The sequence below is a fragment of the Streptomyces sp. NPDC025793 genome (assembly GCF_055558375.1).
Window position 1 is genome coordinate 28,329 of the sequence record NZ_JBVHMR010000028.1, and the last position, 15,115, is coordinate 43,443.

General features: G+C 71.4%; 17 protein-coding genes. 6 read left to right on the top strand and 11 right to left on the bottom strand.

Annotated elements, in window-relative coordinates:
- Positions 1-281: 281 nt before the first annotated feature.
- Entirely contained in the window at positions 282-1,250 is a 969-nt protein-coding gene (locus tag ACZ4MF_RS35540) for a tetratricopeptide repeat protein (protein ID WP_467496686.1), read from the bottom strand.
- A gap of 222 nt (positions 1,251-1,472) precedes the next feature.
- Between ACZ4MF_RS35540 and ACZ4MF_RS35545 the strand changes: the two genes are divergently transcribed.
- Positions 1,473-2,090 (top strand): TetR/AcrR family transcriptional regulator, encoded by a 618-nt coding sequence (locus ACZ4MF_RS35545; RefSeq protein WP_362818797.1) that lies wholly within the window; start codon positions 1,473-1,475, stop codon positions 2,088-2,090.
- Between the two features lie 37 nt (positions 2,091-2,127).
- Here the strand turns inward: ACZ4MF_RS35545 and ACZ4MF_RS35550 are convergent, their stop codons facing one another.
- The 4 genes from ACZ4MF_RS35550 to ACZ4MF_RS35565 form a co-directional block, all read right to left on the bottom strand.
- Positions 2,128-3,828 carry an acyl-CoA mutase large subunit family protein gene (locus tag ACZ4MF_RS35550; protein WP_356027832.1) on the bottom strand — a complete coding sequence of 567 codons (1,701 nt, stop codon included), beginning with the start codon at positions 3,826-3,828 and terminating at the stop codon, positions 2,128-2,130.
- A 97-nt stretch (positions 3,829-3,925) separates the two neighbouring features.
- Positions 3,926-4,264 (bottom strand): DUF3817 domain-containing protein, encoded by a 339-nt coding sequence (locus tag ACZ4MF_RS35555; protein WP_356027830.1) that lies wholly within the window; start codon positions 4,262-4,264, stop codon positions 3,926-3,928.
- 67 nt (positions 4,265-4,331) lie between these two features.
- Entirely contained in the window at positions 4,332-4,841 is a 510-nt protein-coding gene (locus tag ACZ4MF_RS35560) for a MarR family winged helix-turn-helix transcriptional regulator (protein WP_356027829.1), read from the bottom strand.
- 11 nt (positions 4,842-4,852) lie between these two features.
- Positions 4,853-6,091, bottom strand: a complete 1,239-nt coding sequence (locus ACZ4MF_RS35565; protein ID WP_467496690.1) for an MFS transporter — start codon at positions 6,089-6,091, stop codon at positions 4,853-4,855.
- Positions 6,092-6,174: 83 nt separating this feature from the next.
- On the opposite strand from ACZ4MF_RS35565, the gene ACZ4MF_RS35570 reads away from it, so the two are divergent.
- The gene (locus ACZ4MF_RS35570; RefSeq protein ID WP_467496692.1) at positions 6,175-7,155 is read left to right on the top strand and encodes an ArsR/SmtB family transcription factor; all 981 of its coding nucleotides are present in this window, start codon (positions 6,175-6,177) and stop codon (positions 7,153-7,155) included.
- Positions 7,156-7,164: 9 nt separating this feature from the next.
- On the opposite strand, the gene ACZ4MF_RS35575 is transcribed toward ACZ4MF_RS35570, so the two are convergent.
- The 3 genes from ACZ4MF_RS35575 to ACZ4MF_RS35585 form a co-directional block, all read right to left on the bottom strand.
- On the bottom strand, positions 7,165-7,917 hold the full coding sequence (locus ACZ4MF_RS35575; RefSeq protein WP_467496694.1) for an SRPBCC family protein: 753 nt from the start codon (positions 7,915-7,917) through the stop codon (positions 7,165-7,167).
- 83 nt (positions 7,918-8,000) lie between these two features.
- Positions 8,001-8,312 (bottom strand): MTH1187 family thiamine-binding protein, encoded by a 312-nt coding sequence (locus tag ACZ4MF_RS35580; protein WP_356027821.1) that lies wholly within the window; start codon positions 8,310-8,312, stop codon positions 8,001-8,003.
- On the bottom strand, positions 8,309-8,653 hold the full coding sequence (locus ACZ4MF_RS35585; protein WP_356027820.1) for a DUF3817 domain-containing protein: 345 nt from the start codon (positions 8,651-8,653) through the stop codon (positions 8,309-8,311). Before ACZ4MF_RS35585 ends, ACZ4MF_RS35580 begins: the two co-directional genes overlap by 4 nt.
- A gap of 159 nt (positions 8,654-8,812) precedes the next feature.
- On the opposite strand from ACZ4MF_RS35585, the gene ACZ4MF_RS35590 reads away from it, so the two are divergent.
- From ACZ4MF_RS35590 to ACZ4MF_RS35605, 4 genes are all read left to right on the top strand, one after another.
- Entirely contained in the window at positions 8,813-9,445 is a 633-nt protein-coding gene (locus ACZ4MF_RS35590) for an AIM24 family protein (RefSeq protein WP_467496697.1), read from the top strand.
- 2 nt (positions 9,446-9,447) lie between these two features.
- On the top strand, positions 9,448-10,098 hold the full coding sequence (locus ACZ4MF_RS35595; RefSeq protein ID WP_356027817.1) for an AIM24 family protein: 651 nt from the start codon (positions 9,448-9,450) through the stop codon (positions 10,096-10,098).
- The gene (locus tag ACZ4MF_RS35600; RefSeq protein WP_467496700.1) at positions 10,095-10,922 is read left to right on the top strand and encodes an AIM24 family protein; all 828 of its coding nucleotides are present in this window, start codon (positions 10,095-10,097) and stop codon (positions 10,920-10,922) included. Before ACZ4MF_RS35595 ends, ACZ4MF_RS35600 begins: the two co-directional genes overlap by 4 nt.
- A gap of 92 nt (positions 10,923-11,014) precedes the next feature.
- On the top strand, positions 11,015-11,491 hold the full coding sequence (locus ACZ4MF_RS35605; RefSeq protein ID WP_467496702.1) for a MarR family winged helix-turn-helix transcriptional regulator: 477 nt from the start codon (positions 11,015-11,017) through the stop codon (positions 11,489-11,491).
- On the opposite strand, the gene ACZ4MF_RS35610 is transcribed toward ACZ4MF_RS35605, so the two are convergent.
- From ACZ4MF_RS35610 to ACZ4MF_RS35620, 3 genes are all read right to left on the bottom strand, one after another.
- A complete protein-coding gene (locus tag ACZ4MF_RS35610; protein ID WP_467496704.1) occupies positions 11,466-12,683 on the bottom strand; it encodes an MFS transporter in 1,218 nt (405 codons plus the stop codon). The two genes, ACZ4MF_RS35605 and ACZ4MF_RS35610, sit on opposite strands and share 26 nt — an antisense overlap.
- A gap of 151 nt (positions 12,684-12,834) precedes the next feature.
- Positions 12,835-13,791, bottom strand: coding sequence for a methylmalonyl Co-A mutase-associated GTPase MeaB (gene meaB, locus ACZ4MF_RS35615; protein WP_356027809.1), 957 nt, complete (start codon positions 13,789-13,791; stop codon positions 12,835-12,837).
- Positions 13,792-13,825: 34 nt separating this feature from the next.
- The gene (locus ACZ4MF_RS35620) at positions 13,826-15,025 is read right to left on the bottom strand and encodes an acetyl-CoA C-acetyltransferase (RefSeq protein WP_356027807.1); all 1,200 of its coding nucleotides are present in this window, start codon (positions 15,023-15,025) and stop codon (positions 13,826-13,828) included.
- Positions 15,026-15,115: the final 90 nt, after the last annotated feature.

Genomic DNA, 15,115 nt, shown 5'->3' on the forward strand with positions numbered 1-15,115 from the left:
CGTGGTGCATTCTCGCCCGTGACACAAGGGGCTTCGTTACTCGGTAGTAACGGCGGGATAACCGTAGGACGACCCGCCGATCTCGGAGTGCGACACACGGTTGCAACTCTGGGCAGAGCAAAGCCGTTGATCCCTGGATGAAACCAGACAGACCAACGGCTTCGATTTACTCCGAGTAACAGCGGCCGCGATTACCAAGATTTGGTAAAGCAGGGCCGCCCTGACGTCTCGTCGGCAAATCTTTCACCCCGGCATCACAAGCCGTGGCGTTTAGTGACTGGTCAGAACAGCGCCCGGGCCAGCGCCCTGCGCGCCCCGACCACCCGCGGGTCCTCCTGGCCCACGACCTCGAACAGCTCCAGCAGCCGCAGCCGCACCTTGTCGCGGTCGTCGCCCGCGGTGCGGCTCACGGTGTCGATCAGACGCCCGAAGGCGTCCTCGACATGCCCGCCCACCAGATCCAGGTCGGCCGCGGCGATCTGCGCGTCGGCGTCCTTCGGCCGCTCGGCGGCCTCCTGACGCACCTTCTGCGGGTCGAAGCCCTGCACCCGCTGGAGCAGTTCGGCCTGCGCCAGGCCGAGCTTGGCCTCCGGGTGCCCCGGGTCGTCGGCCAGCACGTTCTGGTACGCCCGAACGGCACCGGCCAGGTCGCCCGCGTCCAGGGCGTCGGCCGCCGCGTTCAGCGCCGCGTCGTACGGCCCCGCCTGCTCCTGCGCGGGCGCCTCGCCCGGCTCGGCGTCCGGGTCGACGGTCAGGCCGGTCAGCCCGAAGCGCTGCTCGGCGACCTGCACCAGCTGGTCCAGCGTCTCGCGGATCTGCTGCTCGCCGGCCGCACCCTGGAAGAGCGGCAGCGCCTGGCCCGCGACGACGGCGAACACCGCCGGGATGCCCTGCACCCCGAACTGCTGCATCAGCATCTGGTTGGCGTCGACGTCGATCTTGGCGAGGAGGAAGCGCCCGTTGTACTCGACGGCGAGCCGCTCCAGGACCGGGCTCAGCTGCTTGCAGGGCTGACACCACTCGGCCCAGAAGTCGATGACGACCGGGACCTCGGCGGAGCGCTGGAGGACATCGCGCTCGAAGCCCGCCTCATCGACGTCGATGACGAGATCGGCCGGGGCGACGGCCCCAGTGCCGCCCTGCCGGGCGGCCTCGGCGCGCGTCTGCTCGGCCTTGGCCTTGGCCTCCTGGGCCGCCTTCACCGCGGCGAGGTCGACGACGCCGCTCATGGACATGTTCCGTGGCTGCATGCGCCTATCCTCCCCCGTTACCGCGCCGGAATGAAAAAGTCGTGCGCCGGGGCGCCGGGTCCCCACCCCACACCTCATGATCGCGCCCGCGTACGTCCGTCACGGCTGCTCTCACGCGCTTTCGCTACGACTCGTAGCGTAATGCCATGGGACCCCCGCGCGACACCACCCCCCGGTGATCTCCCTCACGACACCACAGGACCCGCCCGTTATGGTCAGGGGATGCAGAGCCGCACCCCCGCCAGCCGTACCGGGCGCCCGCGCGACCCCGCCGCGGACGCCGCGATCCTGGCCGCGACCAGGGCGGCGCTGGTGGAGCTGGGCTGGTCCAAGCTCACCCTGGGAGACGTGGCGACGCGGGCCGGGGTTGCGAAGACGACCCTCTACCGCCGCTGGGCCGGAAAGAACGAACTGGTGGTCGACGCGGTCGCCGAACTCTTCGACGAACTGGAGCTGCCCGACCGCGGCAGCCTGGCCGACGACATCGAGGGCGTCGTGCTCCAGTTCGCGGCGATCCTCGCCCGCCCGGAGGCCAAGAGCGGCCTGATGGCGGTGGTCGCCGAGGCCACCCGCGACGACGCCCTGCGCGAGCGCATCCGCTCCTCCATCGTGGAGCGCCAGATGCGCCTCGTCCTCCAGGGCCGCGCGCGGGCACAGAAACGGGGCGAACTCCCGCCGGAACCCGATCCGCGGGAGGCCGCCCGCACGGTGGACCTCATCTTCGACGTGGTGGCGGGTGCGGTGGTGCACCGCACCCTGGTCAGCGGCAAGGCGGCGGACGAGGAGTGGGTGCGCAGCTTCACACGCGTCCTGATCGGCGGGCTGGCCTCGTCCGCCTGACCCCGCCGCTCACCGGCCGCTCACCCGCCGCTCGCCCTCAGAAGCCCGCCGGCTCCGTGTACACCCCCCACTCGTCCCGCAGCACCCCGCAGATCTCGCCCAGCGTCGCCTCGGCGCGTACGGCGTCCAGCATCGGCTCGATCATGTTCGAGCCGTCGCGGGCCGCGGCCAGCATGGCGTCGAGGGCGGTCCGTACGGCGCTCTCGTCCCGGGCGGCCTTGCGCGCGGCGAGCACCCGCACCTGCTCGCGCTCCACCTCGTGGCTCACCCGCAGGATCTCCAGGTCCCCGGTGACGGACCCGGTGTGGACGTTCACGCCCACGACCCGCTTGTCGCCCTTCTCCAGCGACTGCTGGTAGCGGAAGGCGGACTCGGCGATCTCGCCGGTGAACCAGCCGTCCTCGATCCCGCGCAGGATCCCGGAGGTGATCGGCCCGATCGGGTGCTGCCCGTCGGGGTGCGCCCGCAGGCCCCGCTCCTTGATCTGCTCGAAGATCTTCTCCGCGTCCGCCTCGATCCGGTCCGTCAGTTGCTCGACGAACCACGAACCGCCCAGCGGATCGGCCACGTTGGCGACCCCGGTCTCCTCCATCAGCACCTGCTGTGTGCGCAGCGCGATCTCGGCCGCCTGCTCGCTCGGCAGCGCGAGGGTCTCGTCCAGGGCGTTGGTGTGCAGCGAGTTGGTCCCGCCGAGCACCGCCGCCAGCGCCTCCACGGCCGTACGCACCACGTTGTTGTACGGCTGCTGCGCGGTCAGCGAGACGCCGGCGGTCTGCGTGTGGAAGCGCAGCCACTGCGCCTTGTCGCTCTGCGCGCCGTACACGTCGCGCATCCAGCGGGCCCAGATGCGGCGCGCGGCGCGGAACTTGGCGATCTCCTCGAAGAAGTCCAGGTGCGCGTCGAAGAAGAAGGAGAGGCCGGGCGCGAAGACGTCGACGTCCAGGCCGCGGCTGAGGCCGAGTTCGACGTACCCGAAGCCGTCCGCGAGCGTGTACGCCAGCTCCTGAGCGGCCGTCGAGCCGGCCTCGCGGATGTGGTAGCCGGAGACGGACAGCGGCTTGTAGGCGGGGATGCCGGCCGCGCAGTGCTCCATGAGGTCGCCGATCAGGCGCAGATGCGGCTCGGGCTGGAAGAGCCACTCCTTCTGCGCGATGTACTCCTTGAAGATGTCGGTCTGGAGCGTGCCGTTGAGGACCGACGGGTCCACGCCCTGGCGCTCGGCGGCGACCAGGTACATGCAGAAGACGGGCACGGCGGGGCCGCTGATGGTCATGGAGGTCGTGACGTCCCCGAGCGGGATGTCCTTGAACAGGACCTCCATGTCGGCCGCGGAGTCGATGGCGACCCCGCAGTGCCCGACCTCGCCGAGCGAGCGCGGGTCGTCGGAGTCGCGGCCCATCAGCGTCGGCATGTCGAAGGCCACGGACAGACCGCCGCCGCCGGCGGCCAGGATCATCTTGTAGCGCTCGTTGGTCTGCTCGGCGTTGCCGAACCCGGCGAACTGCCGGATCGTCCAGGTGCGGCCGCGGTATCCGGTCGGATGGAGCCCGCGCGTGAAGGGGTACTCCCCGGGCCACCCGATCCGCTCGAATCCCTCGTACGTGTCACCCGGCCGGGGACCGTACACCGGCTCCACGGGATCGCCGGAGAGCGTGGTGAAGTCAGCGTCGCGCTTGCGCGCGGCGTCATAGCGGGCCTGCCAGCGCCGGCGGCCTTCCTCGATGGCGTGAGCGTCCATACCCTCGAATTTACTTGGACGTCCTAGTAAATGTCGATGGCTGACCGCCGCACGGCACGCGAGGGGCGCTCGTACGGCGGTGGAGTCGCGCGGTGTCTCAGGCCTTCGCGGCGACCGGGGCCCGGTCGGTGACCTTGGCCTCCAGCTCGCGGGTGAGCCGCCGCTCGACGAAGAAGGCGGCGGTGGGAATCGTGCCCGCGAGCAGCACCCACAGCTGGCGGCCGACCGGCATCTTGGCCTTGGAGCCCAGGTCGAAGGCGACGACGAGGTAGACGACGTACAGCCAGCCGTGGGCGATGGCGACGACGCGCGTGACGTCGGCGGCACCGCTGATGTCCAGCCCGTACTTCGCGATCATGCTCAGGCACAGGAGCACCAGCAGGACACCCGTGGTGTAGGCCATGACGCGGTAGCGGGTCAGCACACTTTTTTTCATGGAGTCGAGCGTAACCACCCGTTCCGGCAGATCTTGGCCGGGGTCGGCCGTCGCCTCGGTCCTCGCCTCAGTCCTCGTCGAAGTCGTGCGCCGCGACCCGCAGCGGGCGGAACATCGCGAAGATCTCCGCGCACTCCTCCGCGTCGTACACGCCGAGCCCGAAGTCCATCGCCATCAGGTCGCGGGTGGCCGCGTCGACCACCTCGCGGCCCTTGTCGGTGATCACGGCGAGGGTGCCGCGGCCGTCGTTGGGGTTGGGCCGCCGGGCCACCAGACCGGACTTCACCAGCCGGTCCACGGTGTTCGTGACCGAGGTGGGATGCACCATGAGCCGCTCACCGATCTTGGACATCGGCAGCTCGCCGGCCTTGGAGAAGGTGAGCAGCACCAGGGCCTCGTAGCGCGCGAAGGTCAGCCCGTACGGCTTGACCACCGCGTCCACCTCGGCGAGCAGGATCTGCTGGGCCCGCATGATCGAGGTGATCGCGGCCATGGACGGCACGTTTCCCCAGCGCTGCTTCCAGAGCTCGTCGGCACGGGCGATGGGGTCGAAGGGGAGGCTGAGAGGCTTGGGCACGTCATCAGACCCTACCGGCCGGTCATATCCCGGGCAGCCCCGTCTCGGTCCTCGGTCGCCCGGACCGCCAGGGCCAGCCCGCAGCAGCACAGCACACCGAGCGCGCCGGCCCCCGTCACCGCCGCCCGCACCCCCACCGCCTGCGCCGCCACCCCGGCCAGCGCCATGCCCACGCCCTGGACGGTCATCAGCCCGGCGCTGAGCACGGTCATGGCCCGCCCGCGCCGCTCGTCGGGCACGGCCCGCACGAACCACTGGTCGAGGCCCAGGGTGTACGCAGAGCCGGCCCCGGAGACCAGCAGGAGCAGCAGGGACACGACGAGCCCGGGGCGCAGGGCGAAGCCCAGATAGGGCAGCAGGGTCAGGCACAGCAGGGGGAGCGCGACGCGTTCCCGGTGCGCGGGTGTGAGGCGCGCACCGGCGAGCAGTTCGCCGGCCACCGTGCCGACGGGCAGCGCGCACATCAGCAGCCCGAGCCCGGCGGAGCCGCTGCCGAGCGCGTCGGCGTACGGCGCGGCCAGCGCCTCGGGGACGACGGAGAACGCCGCCGGGAGCCAGAAGACGAGCAGCAGCACCCGGATCCGGCGGTCCGTCGCGAGCCCGCGCAGACCTGCCGGCGCATCCCCGCGGCCCCGGGTGCGGGCGGGCCGGCGCCGGGTGCCGCAGCGCAGCAGGGTGGCGGAGCCGAGGAAGCCGGCGACGGTGATCAGCAGGGCGTGGCGGGGCGTGAGGACCGTGAGGAGGAGCCCGCCGAGGCCGTACCCGACGAGCAGCGCGCTCTGGGCGACGATCCGCAGCAGGGAGCGGCCGAGCACGAACAGGTCGCCGCCGCCGAGGACGTCGGCGAGGGTGGCCATGCGGGTGCCGGCGAACACCGGGGAGACGACGGCGAGCGCGCAGCGCAGCGCGAGCAGGACGCCGATCCCGGTGCCCGGCACCGTCATCAGGGCCACGCAGCCCGCGCACACCAGGTCGCAGACGACCAGCACCCTGCGGGCCGGGAAGCGGTCGGCGACGGGCGCGAGCAGGGTGCCGCCTACGGCGTACGGCAGGAAGCCCAGGGCGAAGGTGAGCGCGCTCAGCAGGGGCGAGCGGGTGAGGTCGTAGACGAGGACGGACAGCGCGATCTCGCTGACGATGACGCCGAGCATGGACAGCACGTGCGCGGCGAAGACGGCCCGGAACTCGGGCACGGCGAGGACACGGCCGTATCCGGCGGGCGCCGGGGCCGTCTGCGGTGGTGCGGACATACGGGGAGCGTGGCGGAGGGCGGACCCGGAGGCGTAGATTTTCGGCTCCAGCCGAATCTTCGCGCTCTTCCGGGAGATGGCCCATGCCCTCACACCTGCATTTCGGCGACGCGGACTTCCTGCGCTGCCGGTTCGCGATCTCGCCGATGTGGGAGACGCAGGAGGCCGTGCGCACCCTGAAGCGCCCGGACCGGCACGGCTATCACGCGCCCTGGCTGCGCCGGATCCGCGCGGCCGCGGCCGGGCTCGACCTCGCCCCGCTGTGGCTGCTGATGCCCCGCCGGGGCCACTCCCCCGACTGGCTGGGGCCGCCGCCGATCGGCCCGGCGGCGACGTTCGAGGAGGAGATCGCGGCCGTACGGGCCTGCGACCCGGAGCCGGCACGGGAGGACACCGCCCTCTCCCTGGCCTGCACCCCGGGGGCGCTGCGGTCGCCGCGGGGGCGGGCCTGGCTGGCGGATCCGGTCCGCATGATCGCGGAGCTGGCGGACGCCGTGGAGGAGGCCTGGCATGTGCTGATCGAGCCGGACTGGCTCCGGCTGCGGGCCCTGCTGGAGGCGGACGTCGCCTTCCACTCGCGCAGACTGGCCGAGGTGGGCCTCGGCACGCTGCTGCCGGAACTGGACCGGCGGCTGTCCTGGGACGGCCGCACGCTCACGCTGGCCCTGCGCGGGGAGTACGCCCGCGACCTCGCCGGCCAGGGCCTGGTGCTGATGCCGAGCGTGTTCTCCTGGCCCGACGTGGTCACCGGCTTCGAGCCCCCGTGGCAGCCGACGGTGGTGTATCCGGCCCGGGGGCTGGCGGGGCTGTGGGCGGATCCGGGCGAGCGGACCCCCGCGGCGCTGGTACGGCTGCTGGGCGCGAACCGGGCGGCCGTGCTGACCGCGCTGGACGAACCGGCGGCCACGACCGCGCTGGCCCACCGCCTGGGCCTCGCTCCTTCGTCGGTGTCGTCCCACCTGACCGCGCTGCGGGACGCGGGGCTGCTGACGTCACGGCGGTACGGCCATCAAGTGCTGTACGAGAGGACGCCGTTGGGGATGGCGCTGGCCGCCGGGAGCTGATCCGGCGTCTCAGCCGTACTGCTCCAGCATGCGCAGCACCCGAGGCGCGCGGACCTCCCCGGCGGTCTCCCTCACACACCTGCGCGCGGCCGGCGTGCACCCGAGCGGCGCTTTGAACAGCGCCAGCGAGCTGGCCACGACCAGCAGCAGCGGACACAGATACGCCACCGTGTCCGCGAACCGCCCGAGGAGCCGGAGCAGCGACTCCAGCCCGAGCCCGGTCAGGCACACCGTGAGGACCAGCGCGCGGACCGTCAGCTCGGCGAGCCAGTTGGCCAGGGCCCGCTCGGGGGTGATGCCCCGCTCCAGCCAGAGCCGCAGCCGGTCCAGGGACCATGCCGTGGCCCAGCCGGTCAGCGGCCGCAGCAGCACCCGGTCGGCGACCGCGCCGAAGGCGCCCCAGCGGGGCCGGTAGTCGAAGCCGGTGACCAGGCGGACGCCGTGGGCGTCGGGCACGTAGCGCCAGTAGCCGCTCGCCTCGGCGATCAGGGACAGCGGGTGCGGGGAGGAGAAGCGCACGGCGGAGGTGCGGGTGCCGTCGGGGCGGTCCGTCTCGTCCGCCGCGTGACCGGTGCCGGACACGGTGAGGAACGGCAGCACGCGCGCGGTGCAGGAGAACCGCCGGGGCTCACCCGCCGCGCCCGGCAGCTCCTCGATCGCGGTGAACCGGAGGTCCCAGCGCCGGTGCGCGTCGGGATCCTGGGTGCGCGCCCACAGCGTGTCCAGGTCGGCGCGTATGTGTGTCCCTATACCGACACTCATGGTGTTCCCCCAGGTCAGAACGTGCTCTGAAGTGATCGCTCAGAGCATCGACAGGGGAACGTACAACGCGGTGGGCGTGCCGCTCAAAACGAGGGGTCCGGCTGACCGGCCAGGTGCCGTTCGACGGTCTCGACCTTGGAGGTCAGGCCGTCCGTCACGCCGGGCCGGATGTCGGCCTTGAGGACGAGCGACACGCGCGGGGCGCGCTCCTCCACGGCGGCGACGGCGCGCCTGACGACGTCCATGACCTCGTCCCACTCGCCCTCGATCGAGGTGAACATGGCGTCGGTGCGGTTCGGCAGCCCCGACTCGCGCACCACGCGGACGGCGTCGGCGACGTACTCCCCCACGTCCTCGCCGACGCCCAGGGGCGTCACGGAGAAGGCGACGATCATGCGTTCACGACCCCTTCCTTACGGGCACGCGCGGCGATGACCTCGTCCTCGGCGGCGCGCTTCAGCTTGCGCTCCGCGAAGAAGCCGCCGGTGGGCAGCACGGACAGCACGAAGTAGAAGAGGCCGGTCTTCAGGGGCCACTTGGTGCGGTTCCAGGCGTCCGCCCAGAAGATCACGTAGAGGATGAAGAGGACGCCGTGGATCCCGCCCATGACGGGGACCGCGTTGAAGTCCGTGGTCCGCTTCAGCACCGAGCAGACGAGCAGGATCAGGAAGGACACGGCCTCCGGGGCCGAGACCAGGCGGAGGCGGCGGAGGGCGGTGGCGGTCTTGATGTCCACAGGTCACCTTCGGTGGGGAGTCGTCGACGCTTTGTGAATGCGTGCACAAACGTTGCCCCATTGTGGCAAACGCCGGCCCTAGGGGTCCGCTCAGGGTCGGTATCCACCCGGGGACCCTGTTCCGCCCACCCGCGGCGCCGCTAGTTTCGCTGCGTGGCGATGTTCCGACTTCAAGGCAGCAAGGTGCTCGCCGTCGACATGACCGGGGACGCCGTGAAGGCGAAGAACGGCTCGATGGTCGCGTACGACGGAAGCATGTCCTTCAAGAAACTGACGGGCGGGGGTGAGGGGCTGCGCGGGATGGTGACCCGCCGGCTCACCGGTGAGCAGATGACGGTGATGGAGGTGAAGGGGCGGGGGACGTGCTGGTTCGCGGACCGCGCCTCGGAGATCAACCTCGTGAGCCTGACGGGAGACAAGCTGTACGTCGAGTCGAGCAACCTGCTCGTGACGGACGCCGCGCTGCGCACCGGGACGACGTTCACGGGACTGCGCGGCGCCTCGCAGGGCAACGGCCTGTTCACGACGACGGTCGAGGGGCACGGGCAGGCGGCACTGCTGTCGGACGGTCCGGCGGTGGTGCTCCGGGTCAGCCCCCAGTACCCGCTGACCGTGGACCCGGGTGCGTACATCGCCCATCAGGGCAACGTCCGGCAGTCCTTCCAGTCCGGCGTGACGTTCCGCACGTTCCTCGGGGAGGGCGGCGGCGAGGCCTTCCAGATCCGGTTCGAGGGCGACGGACTGGTCTACGTGCAGCCGAGCGAGCGGAACACGATCGCGGGGGATCTGTAGAGATGGCGTTCCGGGAGATCAACTCCAAGATGGTCGAGGCGACGGTGCTGCCCGGGCAGCGGCTGTTCAGCCAGCGCGGGGCGATGCTCGCGTACCGGGGGGACGTGTCCTTCACGCCGAACATCCAGGGCGGTCAGGGCGGGCTGATGTCCATGCTCGGGCGCCGGGTGGCGGGCGAGGCGACCCCGCTGATGTCGGTCGAGGGCAGCGGGACCGTCTTCTTCGGGCACGGCGGCCACCACGTCCACGTCATCCACCTCACGGGCGACACCCTGTACGTCGAGGCGGACCGGCTGCTCGCCTTCGAGGGCACGCTGCGGCAGGGGACGATGTTCATGGGCTCCCAGGGCGGAGTGATGGGCCTGGTCCGGGGCCAGGTGACCGGCCAGGGTCTGTTCACGACGACGCTCCAGGGGCAGGGCTCGGTCGCCGTGATGGCGCACGGCGGTGTCTTCGAGCTCCCGATCACCCCGCAGCGCCCGGTCCACGTCGACCCGCAGGCCTACGTCGCCCACCACGGCGAGGTGCGCAACAAGCTGTCGGCCGCGCTCGGCTGGCGCGAGATGGTGGGCCGGGGCTCGGGCGAGGCGTTCCAGCTGGAGCTGAGCGGCAGTGGCACGGTGTTCGTCCAGGCGTCGGAGGAGAAGCTGTGAGCACGTACGGAACGCCGGGCGCGGGACCGGGCGGACCGGGCGGACCGGTCGTGCACGACCCGATGACCCTGCCCGCCGACGACAACGTGAACGCGTACACGTTCTGTGTCGAGCTGAAGAGCGGGCAGTGGTTCCTGCAGAAGGGGAAGATGATCGCCTACTACGGGGCGATCGAGTTCAACGGGATCGGGCACGGACGACTCGACCGACTTGTCCGCACCTCGTTCCATTCGCCACTGCACGCAAGCGACTGGGTCGTGGCCGAGGGCTCGGGCAAGATGCTGCTCGCCGACCGGGCCTTCGACGTCAATTCCTATGACCTCGACGACGGGAACCTGACCATTCGCGCGGGCAACCTGCTCGCTTTTCAGCCAAGTCTCGCGCTGAAGCAATCGATCGTGCCGGGTTTCCTGACCCTTATCGGAACCGGAAAGTTTGTGGCCGCATCTAACGGTCCGGTGGTGTTCATGGAACCTCCGATCCGGGTCGACCCGCAGGCGCTCGTCGGGTGGGCCGACTGCCCGTCCCCGTGCCATCACTACGACCACGGGTACCTGACGGGCGTACTGGGCGGTCTACGTGCGATGACGGGCTTCGGCGGGGTGTCCGGCGAGGAGCACCAGTTCGAGTTCGCGGGCGCCGGGACGGTCCTGCTGCAGTCGTCGGAGAGCCTGATGGACGAGACGGCGACGGGGGCCGTGCCGGCGGAGCCGGGCGTGCCGCAAGGTGGCGCTCCGGGGCCGGGCGGACACGGTCAGCAACCGCCGGGCGCACCGCGCCTTCCCGGACAGCTGGGGGACCTCCAGCGTCGCTTCGGGCTGTGAGCGGTAGTCTGCGGAGTGTGACATCGAACGCGTGCGCACTGTCACATCATCCAAAGTAGTTCGGCATTCAACTTCTTAGGTAGACTTCATTCATGGAGACCGAGACGGCCACGCGCTGGCTGACCGATGCGGAGCAGTGCGCCTGGCGCACCCACCTGGAGGTCAACAGGCTGTTGACGTACCAGTTGGAGAAGGATCTTCAGCCGTTCGGCCTGACGATGAACGACTACGAGATCCTCGTGAACCTGTCCGAGTCCGACGACGTACGGATGCGGATGAGCGACCTCGCCAGTGCCACGCTGCAGTCCAAGAGCCGGCTCTCGCACCAGATCACGCGGATGGAGAACGCGAACCTGGTGCGCCGTGAGAACTGCGAGTCCGACCGGCGCGGGCTCTATGCGGTACTGACCGAGCACGGCATGGAGACGATGCAGAAGGTGGCGCCACATCATGTCGCCTCCGTGCGACGGCACTTCATCGATCTGCTGTCGCCGGAGGCGCTGACGGAGCTGGACAAGGCACTGAAGCCGATCGCCGAGCACCTCAGAGGGCAGCGGGGGCGTCCCTGAGTCTGCGGCCCGAGCGGCCGAGGGTGCCGACGGCGCTGATCAGCGCCGTGGCGCCCGCCAGGGCGAAGCACACCCCCAGCGGGAGGCGGCCGAGCAACAGACCCGTCGCCGCCGCCCCGCCCGAACTCCCCGCGTTCACCGCCGTGTTGACCCAGGCCCCCGCCTGTGTCCGGGCGCCCTCGGCCGCCGACTCGTCGGCCAGCAGGTACGCCGTGGTCAGCGTGGGAGCGATGAACGCACCGGCGCAGGCCATCGCCGCCGTCAGGGTCCACAGCCCCGGAGCGAGGCCCGCCGCGGCGATCACCAGGCCGAGCCCCACCGCGAACCGGCACAGCCGTACCCGGGCCGGTGCCCGCCACCGCACCGCCCCGTTGACCAGCCCGCCCACCGCACTGCCCGCGGAGAGCGCACCCAGGACCCAGGGCACCGGGCCCGTGTCGTGGGAACGTACCGTGGCGAAGGCCATCACCAGCAGCTCCACACCGCTCAGGGCGAGTCCGGCGCCGGCGGCCACGGTGACCGGGGCCAGCAGGCCGGAGAGGGTGCCGGGCGTTCGCCCGGGCGCGGCGGAGCGGGGGCCGGGCAGTCCCGGTGACGTGACGAAGACGCAGGTGCCGCACACGATCAGCAGTGCGCTCAGCAGGATCCCGGACGTCGGCGGGGCGACGCCCGTCAGCGCGCCGACCAGCGCCGGGCCGGAGACGTACAGCAGTTCTTCGGCGACGCCGTCCAGGCTGTAGGCGCGGGCCAGCATGCCCGGCTCCGGGGCCAGTTCGGCCCACACGGCCCGCATCGTCGGACCCAGCGGCGGCGCACACGCGCCCGCGAGCGCGGCGGCCACGGCGATGAACGCCGCCGGTGCGCCCGGGCGCCAGGTCAGGGCGGCCAGGACGCACAGGACGGCGCCGTGGACGGTCGCCATGGGGAGCAGCGCGCGGCGTGGGCCATGGCGGTCGATCAGGGACGCCTTGACCGGCATCAGGAAGATCGTGGCGCCGAACAGGGACATCACGGCGCCGGAGACGGCGTAGGAGCCGGTGGAGCGGATGACGGACAGCAGCATCGCGACGGACACCGTGCCGTAGGACAGGCGGGCCGTCAGGGCGGAGGCGAAGGCGCGGCGGGCGTGGGGCAGGCGCAGGACGGCGGCGTACGAGGGCCGCGCGGGGGCCTGCCGGGCATGCGTGGACATGCGGATGTTCCTCTGGTCGAGGCGGAAGAGGGGACACCGAGGGACGCGAGGGCCGGTCGTTCGTACGGCCTCGCGGTCCGGTGCGCGCTCTACGCCAAGGAGAGGGACATGCCGGTCAAGATAGCTGCCGGGCGCGGGAGTCGGCCGGCGCTCAGCCCCGCGTGAGGCCCGCCACCAGCTCGTCCGCCGCGCGGTACGGGTCCAGCTCGCCCGCGACGATCCGCTCGGCCAGCGCGCTGAGACGGCGGTCACCGTGCAGGTCGCCGATGCGTTCGCGCAGGGCCGTGACCGCGATGGTCTCCACCTCGCGGGCCGCGCGGGCCCGGCGGCGTTCGGCGAGGACGCCGTGCTCCTCCATCCACGCGCGGTGCTTCTCCAGGGCCTCCACGACCTCGTCGACGCCCTCCGCGCGCGCCGCCACCGTCTTCACGATCGGCGGGCGCCAGTCGCCGGGGGCGCGGGCCTCGCCGAGGCCCAGCATGTGGTTCAGCTCGCGGGCCGTCGCGTCGGCGCCGTCCCGGTCCGCCTTGTTGACGACGTAGACGTCGCCGATCTCCAGGATGCCGGCCTTCGCCGCCTGGATGCCGTCGCCCATCCCCGGGGCCAGCAGGACGACCGACGTGTCCGCCTGGGAGGCGATCTCGACCTCCGACTGGCCGACGCCGACCGTCTCGACGAGGATCACGTCGCAGCCCGCCGCGTCGAGGACCCGGATGGCCTGGGGGGCCGCCCAGGCCAGGCCGCCCAGGTGGCCGCGGGTGGCCATCGAGCGGATGTAGACGCCGGGGTCGGAGGCGTGGTCGGACATCCGGACGCGGTCGCCGAGCAGGGCGCCGCCGGAGAACGGGGAGGACGGGTCGACGGCCAGGACGCCGACCCGCCTGCCCTGTTTGCGGTACGCCGTGACGAGTGCGGAGGTCGAGGTGGACTTGCCGACGCCGGGCGAGCCGGTCAGGCCCACCACATAGGCGTTGCCGGTCAGCGGGGCCAGTGCCGCCATGACCTCCCTGAGCTGCGGGGACGCCCCCTCCACCAGAGAGATCAGCCGGGCCACGGCACGCGGCCGGCCGTCCCTGGCCTGGGCCACCAGAGAGGAGACGTCCTGCATCAAACAGCTCCGTTCACTCGCGAGAAAGTACTGCTCAGGCCTTCGGTACCCGCACGATCAGGGCGTCACCCTGACCGCCGCCACCGCACAGCGCGGCCGCGCCGGTACCGCCGCCGCGGCGCTTGAGCTCCAGCGCCAGGGACAGGACGAGCCGGGCACCGGACATGCCGATCGGGTGGCCCAGGGCGATGGCGCCGCCGTTGACGTTCACCCTTTCCGTGGACACACCGAGGTCCTTCATTGACTGCACGGCGACCGCGGCGAAGGCCTCGTTGATCTCGATCAGGTCGAGGTCGGAGACCTCCAGGCCGTCCTTCTTCAGGGCGTGCAGGATGGCGTTGGAGGGCTGCGACTGGAGGCTGTTGTCCGGTCCGGCCACGTTGCCGTGCGCGCCGATCTCGGCGAGCCATTCCAGGCCCAGCTCCTCGGCCTTGGCCTTGCTCATCACGACCACGGCCGCCGCACCGTCCGAGATCTGCGAGGAGGTACCGGCCGTGATCGTGCCGTCCTTGGCGAAGGCCGGGCGCAGCTTGCCCAGGGACTCCACCGTGGTGTCGGCGCGGATGCCCTCGTCCTTGCTGAAGACGACCGGCTCGCCCTTGCGCTGCGGGATCTCGACCGGGGTGATCTCGGCCTCGAACACGCCGTTCTTCTGCGCGGCGGCGGCCCGCTGGTGGGACAGCGCGGCGATCTCGTCCTGCTCGGGGCGCCGGATGCCGAGACGCGTGTTGTGCTTCTCGGTCGACTCGCCCATGGCGATGCCCTCGAAGGAGTCGGTCAGGCCGTCGTGGGCCATCGCGTCGAGCATCTCGACGGCGCCGTACTTGAAGCCCTCGCGGGACTTCGGCAGCAGGTGCGGGGCGTTGGTCATGGACTCCTGGCCGCCCGCGACCACGATGTCGAACTCACCGGCGCGGATGAGCTGGTCGGCGAGCGCGATGGCGTCGAGGCCGGACAGACACACTTTGTTGATGGTCAGCGCCGGGACGCTCATCGGGATGCCGGCCTTGACCGCCGCCTGGCGGGCCGGGATCTGGCCCGCGCCGGCCTGCAGCACCTGGCCCATGATGACGTACTGCACCTGGTCGCCACCGATCCCCGCACGGTCGAGGGCGGCCTTGATCGCGACGCCGCCGAGGTCGGCGCCCGAGAAGGACTTGAGGGAGCCCAGAAGTCGTCCCATGGGCGTGCGCGCGCCCGCGACGATCACAGAGCTGGTCGTTCCAGAAGGCATGAGCTGCGATCCCCTTACCGGCCTGCGCGGCCGAGGAGTGAACGAGGGTTTACTTCGAATGTACTGATGGCACTCCGTGCCGTCACCGGC

Bases quoted from the DNA above. Each gene is read 5' to 3' on its own strand.
- ACZ4MF_RS35540 (WP_467496686.1), bottom strand. From the start codon at position 1,250: ATGCAGCCACGGAACATGTCCATGAGCGGCGTCGTCGACCTCGCCGCG.
- ACZ4MF_RS35545 (WP_362818797.1), top strand. From the start codon at position 1,473: ATGCAGAGCCGCACCCCCGCCAGCCGTACCGGGCGCCCGCGCGACCCC.
- ACZ4MF_RS35550 (WP_356027832.1), bottom strand. From the start codon at position 3,828: ATGGACGCTCACGCCATCGAGGAAGGCCGCCGGCGCTGGCAGGCCCGC.
- ACZ4MF_RS35555 (WP_356027830.1), bottom strand. From the start codon at position 4,264: ATGAAAAAAAGTGTGCTGACCCGCTACCGCGTCATGGCCTACACCACG.
- ACZ4MF_RS35565 (WP_467496690.1), bottom strand. From the start codon at position 6,091: ATGTCCGCACCACCGCAGACGGCCCCGGCGCCCGCCGGATACGGCCGT.
- ACZ4MF_RS35570 (WP_467496692.1), top strand. From the start codon at position 6,175: ATGCCCTCACACCTGCATTTCGGCGACGCGGACTTCCTGCGCTGCCGG.
- ACZ4MF_RS35575 (WP_467496694.1), bottom strand. From the start codon at position 7,917: ATGAGTGTCGGTATAGGGACACACATACGCGCCGACCTGGACACGCTG.
- ACZ4MF_RS35580 (WP_356027821.1), bottom strand. From the start codon at position 8,312: ATGATCGTCGCCTTCTCCGTGACGCCCCTGGGCGTCGGCGAGGACGTG.
- ACZ4MF_RS35590 (WP_467496697.1), top strand. From the start codon at position 8,813: ATGTTCCGACTTCAAGGCAGCAAGGTGCTCGCCGTCGACATGACCGGG.
- ACZ4MF_RS35595 (WP_356027817.1), top strand. From the start codon at position 9,448: ATGGCGTTCCGGGAGATCAACTCCAAGATGGTCGAGGCGACGGTGCTG.
- ACZ4MF_RS35605 (WP_467496702.1), top strand. From the start codon at position 11,015: ATGGAGACCGAGACGGCCACGCGCTGGCTGACCGATGCGGAGCAGTGC.
- ACZ4MF_RS35610 (WP_467496704.1), bottom strand. From the start codon at position 12,683: ATGTCCACGCATGCCCGGCAGGCCCCCGCGCGGCCCTCGTACGCCGCC.
- meaB (WP_356027809.1), bottom strand. From the start codon at position 13,791: ATGCAGGACGTCTCCTCTCTGGTGGCCCAGGCCAGGGACGGCCGGCCG.
- ACZ4MF_RS35620 (WP_356027807.1), bottom strand. From the start codon at position 15,025: ATGCCTTCTGGAACGACCAGCTCTGTGATCGTCGCGGGCGCGCGCACG.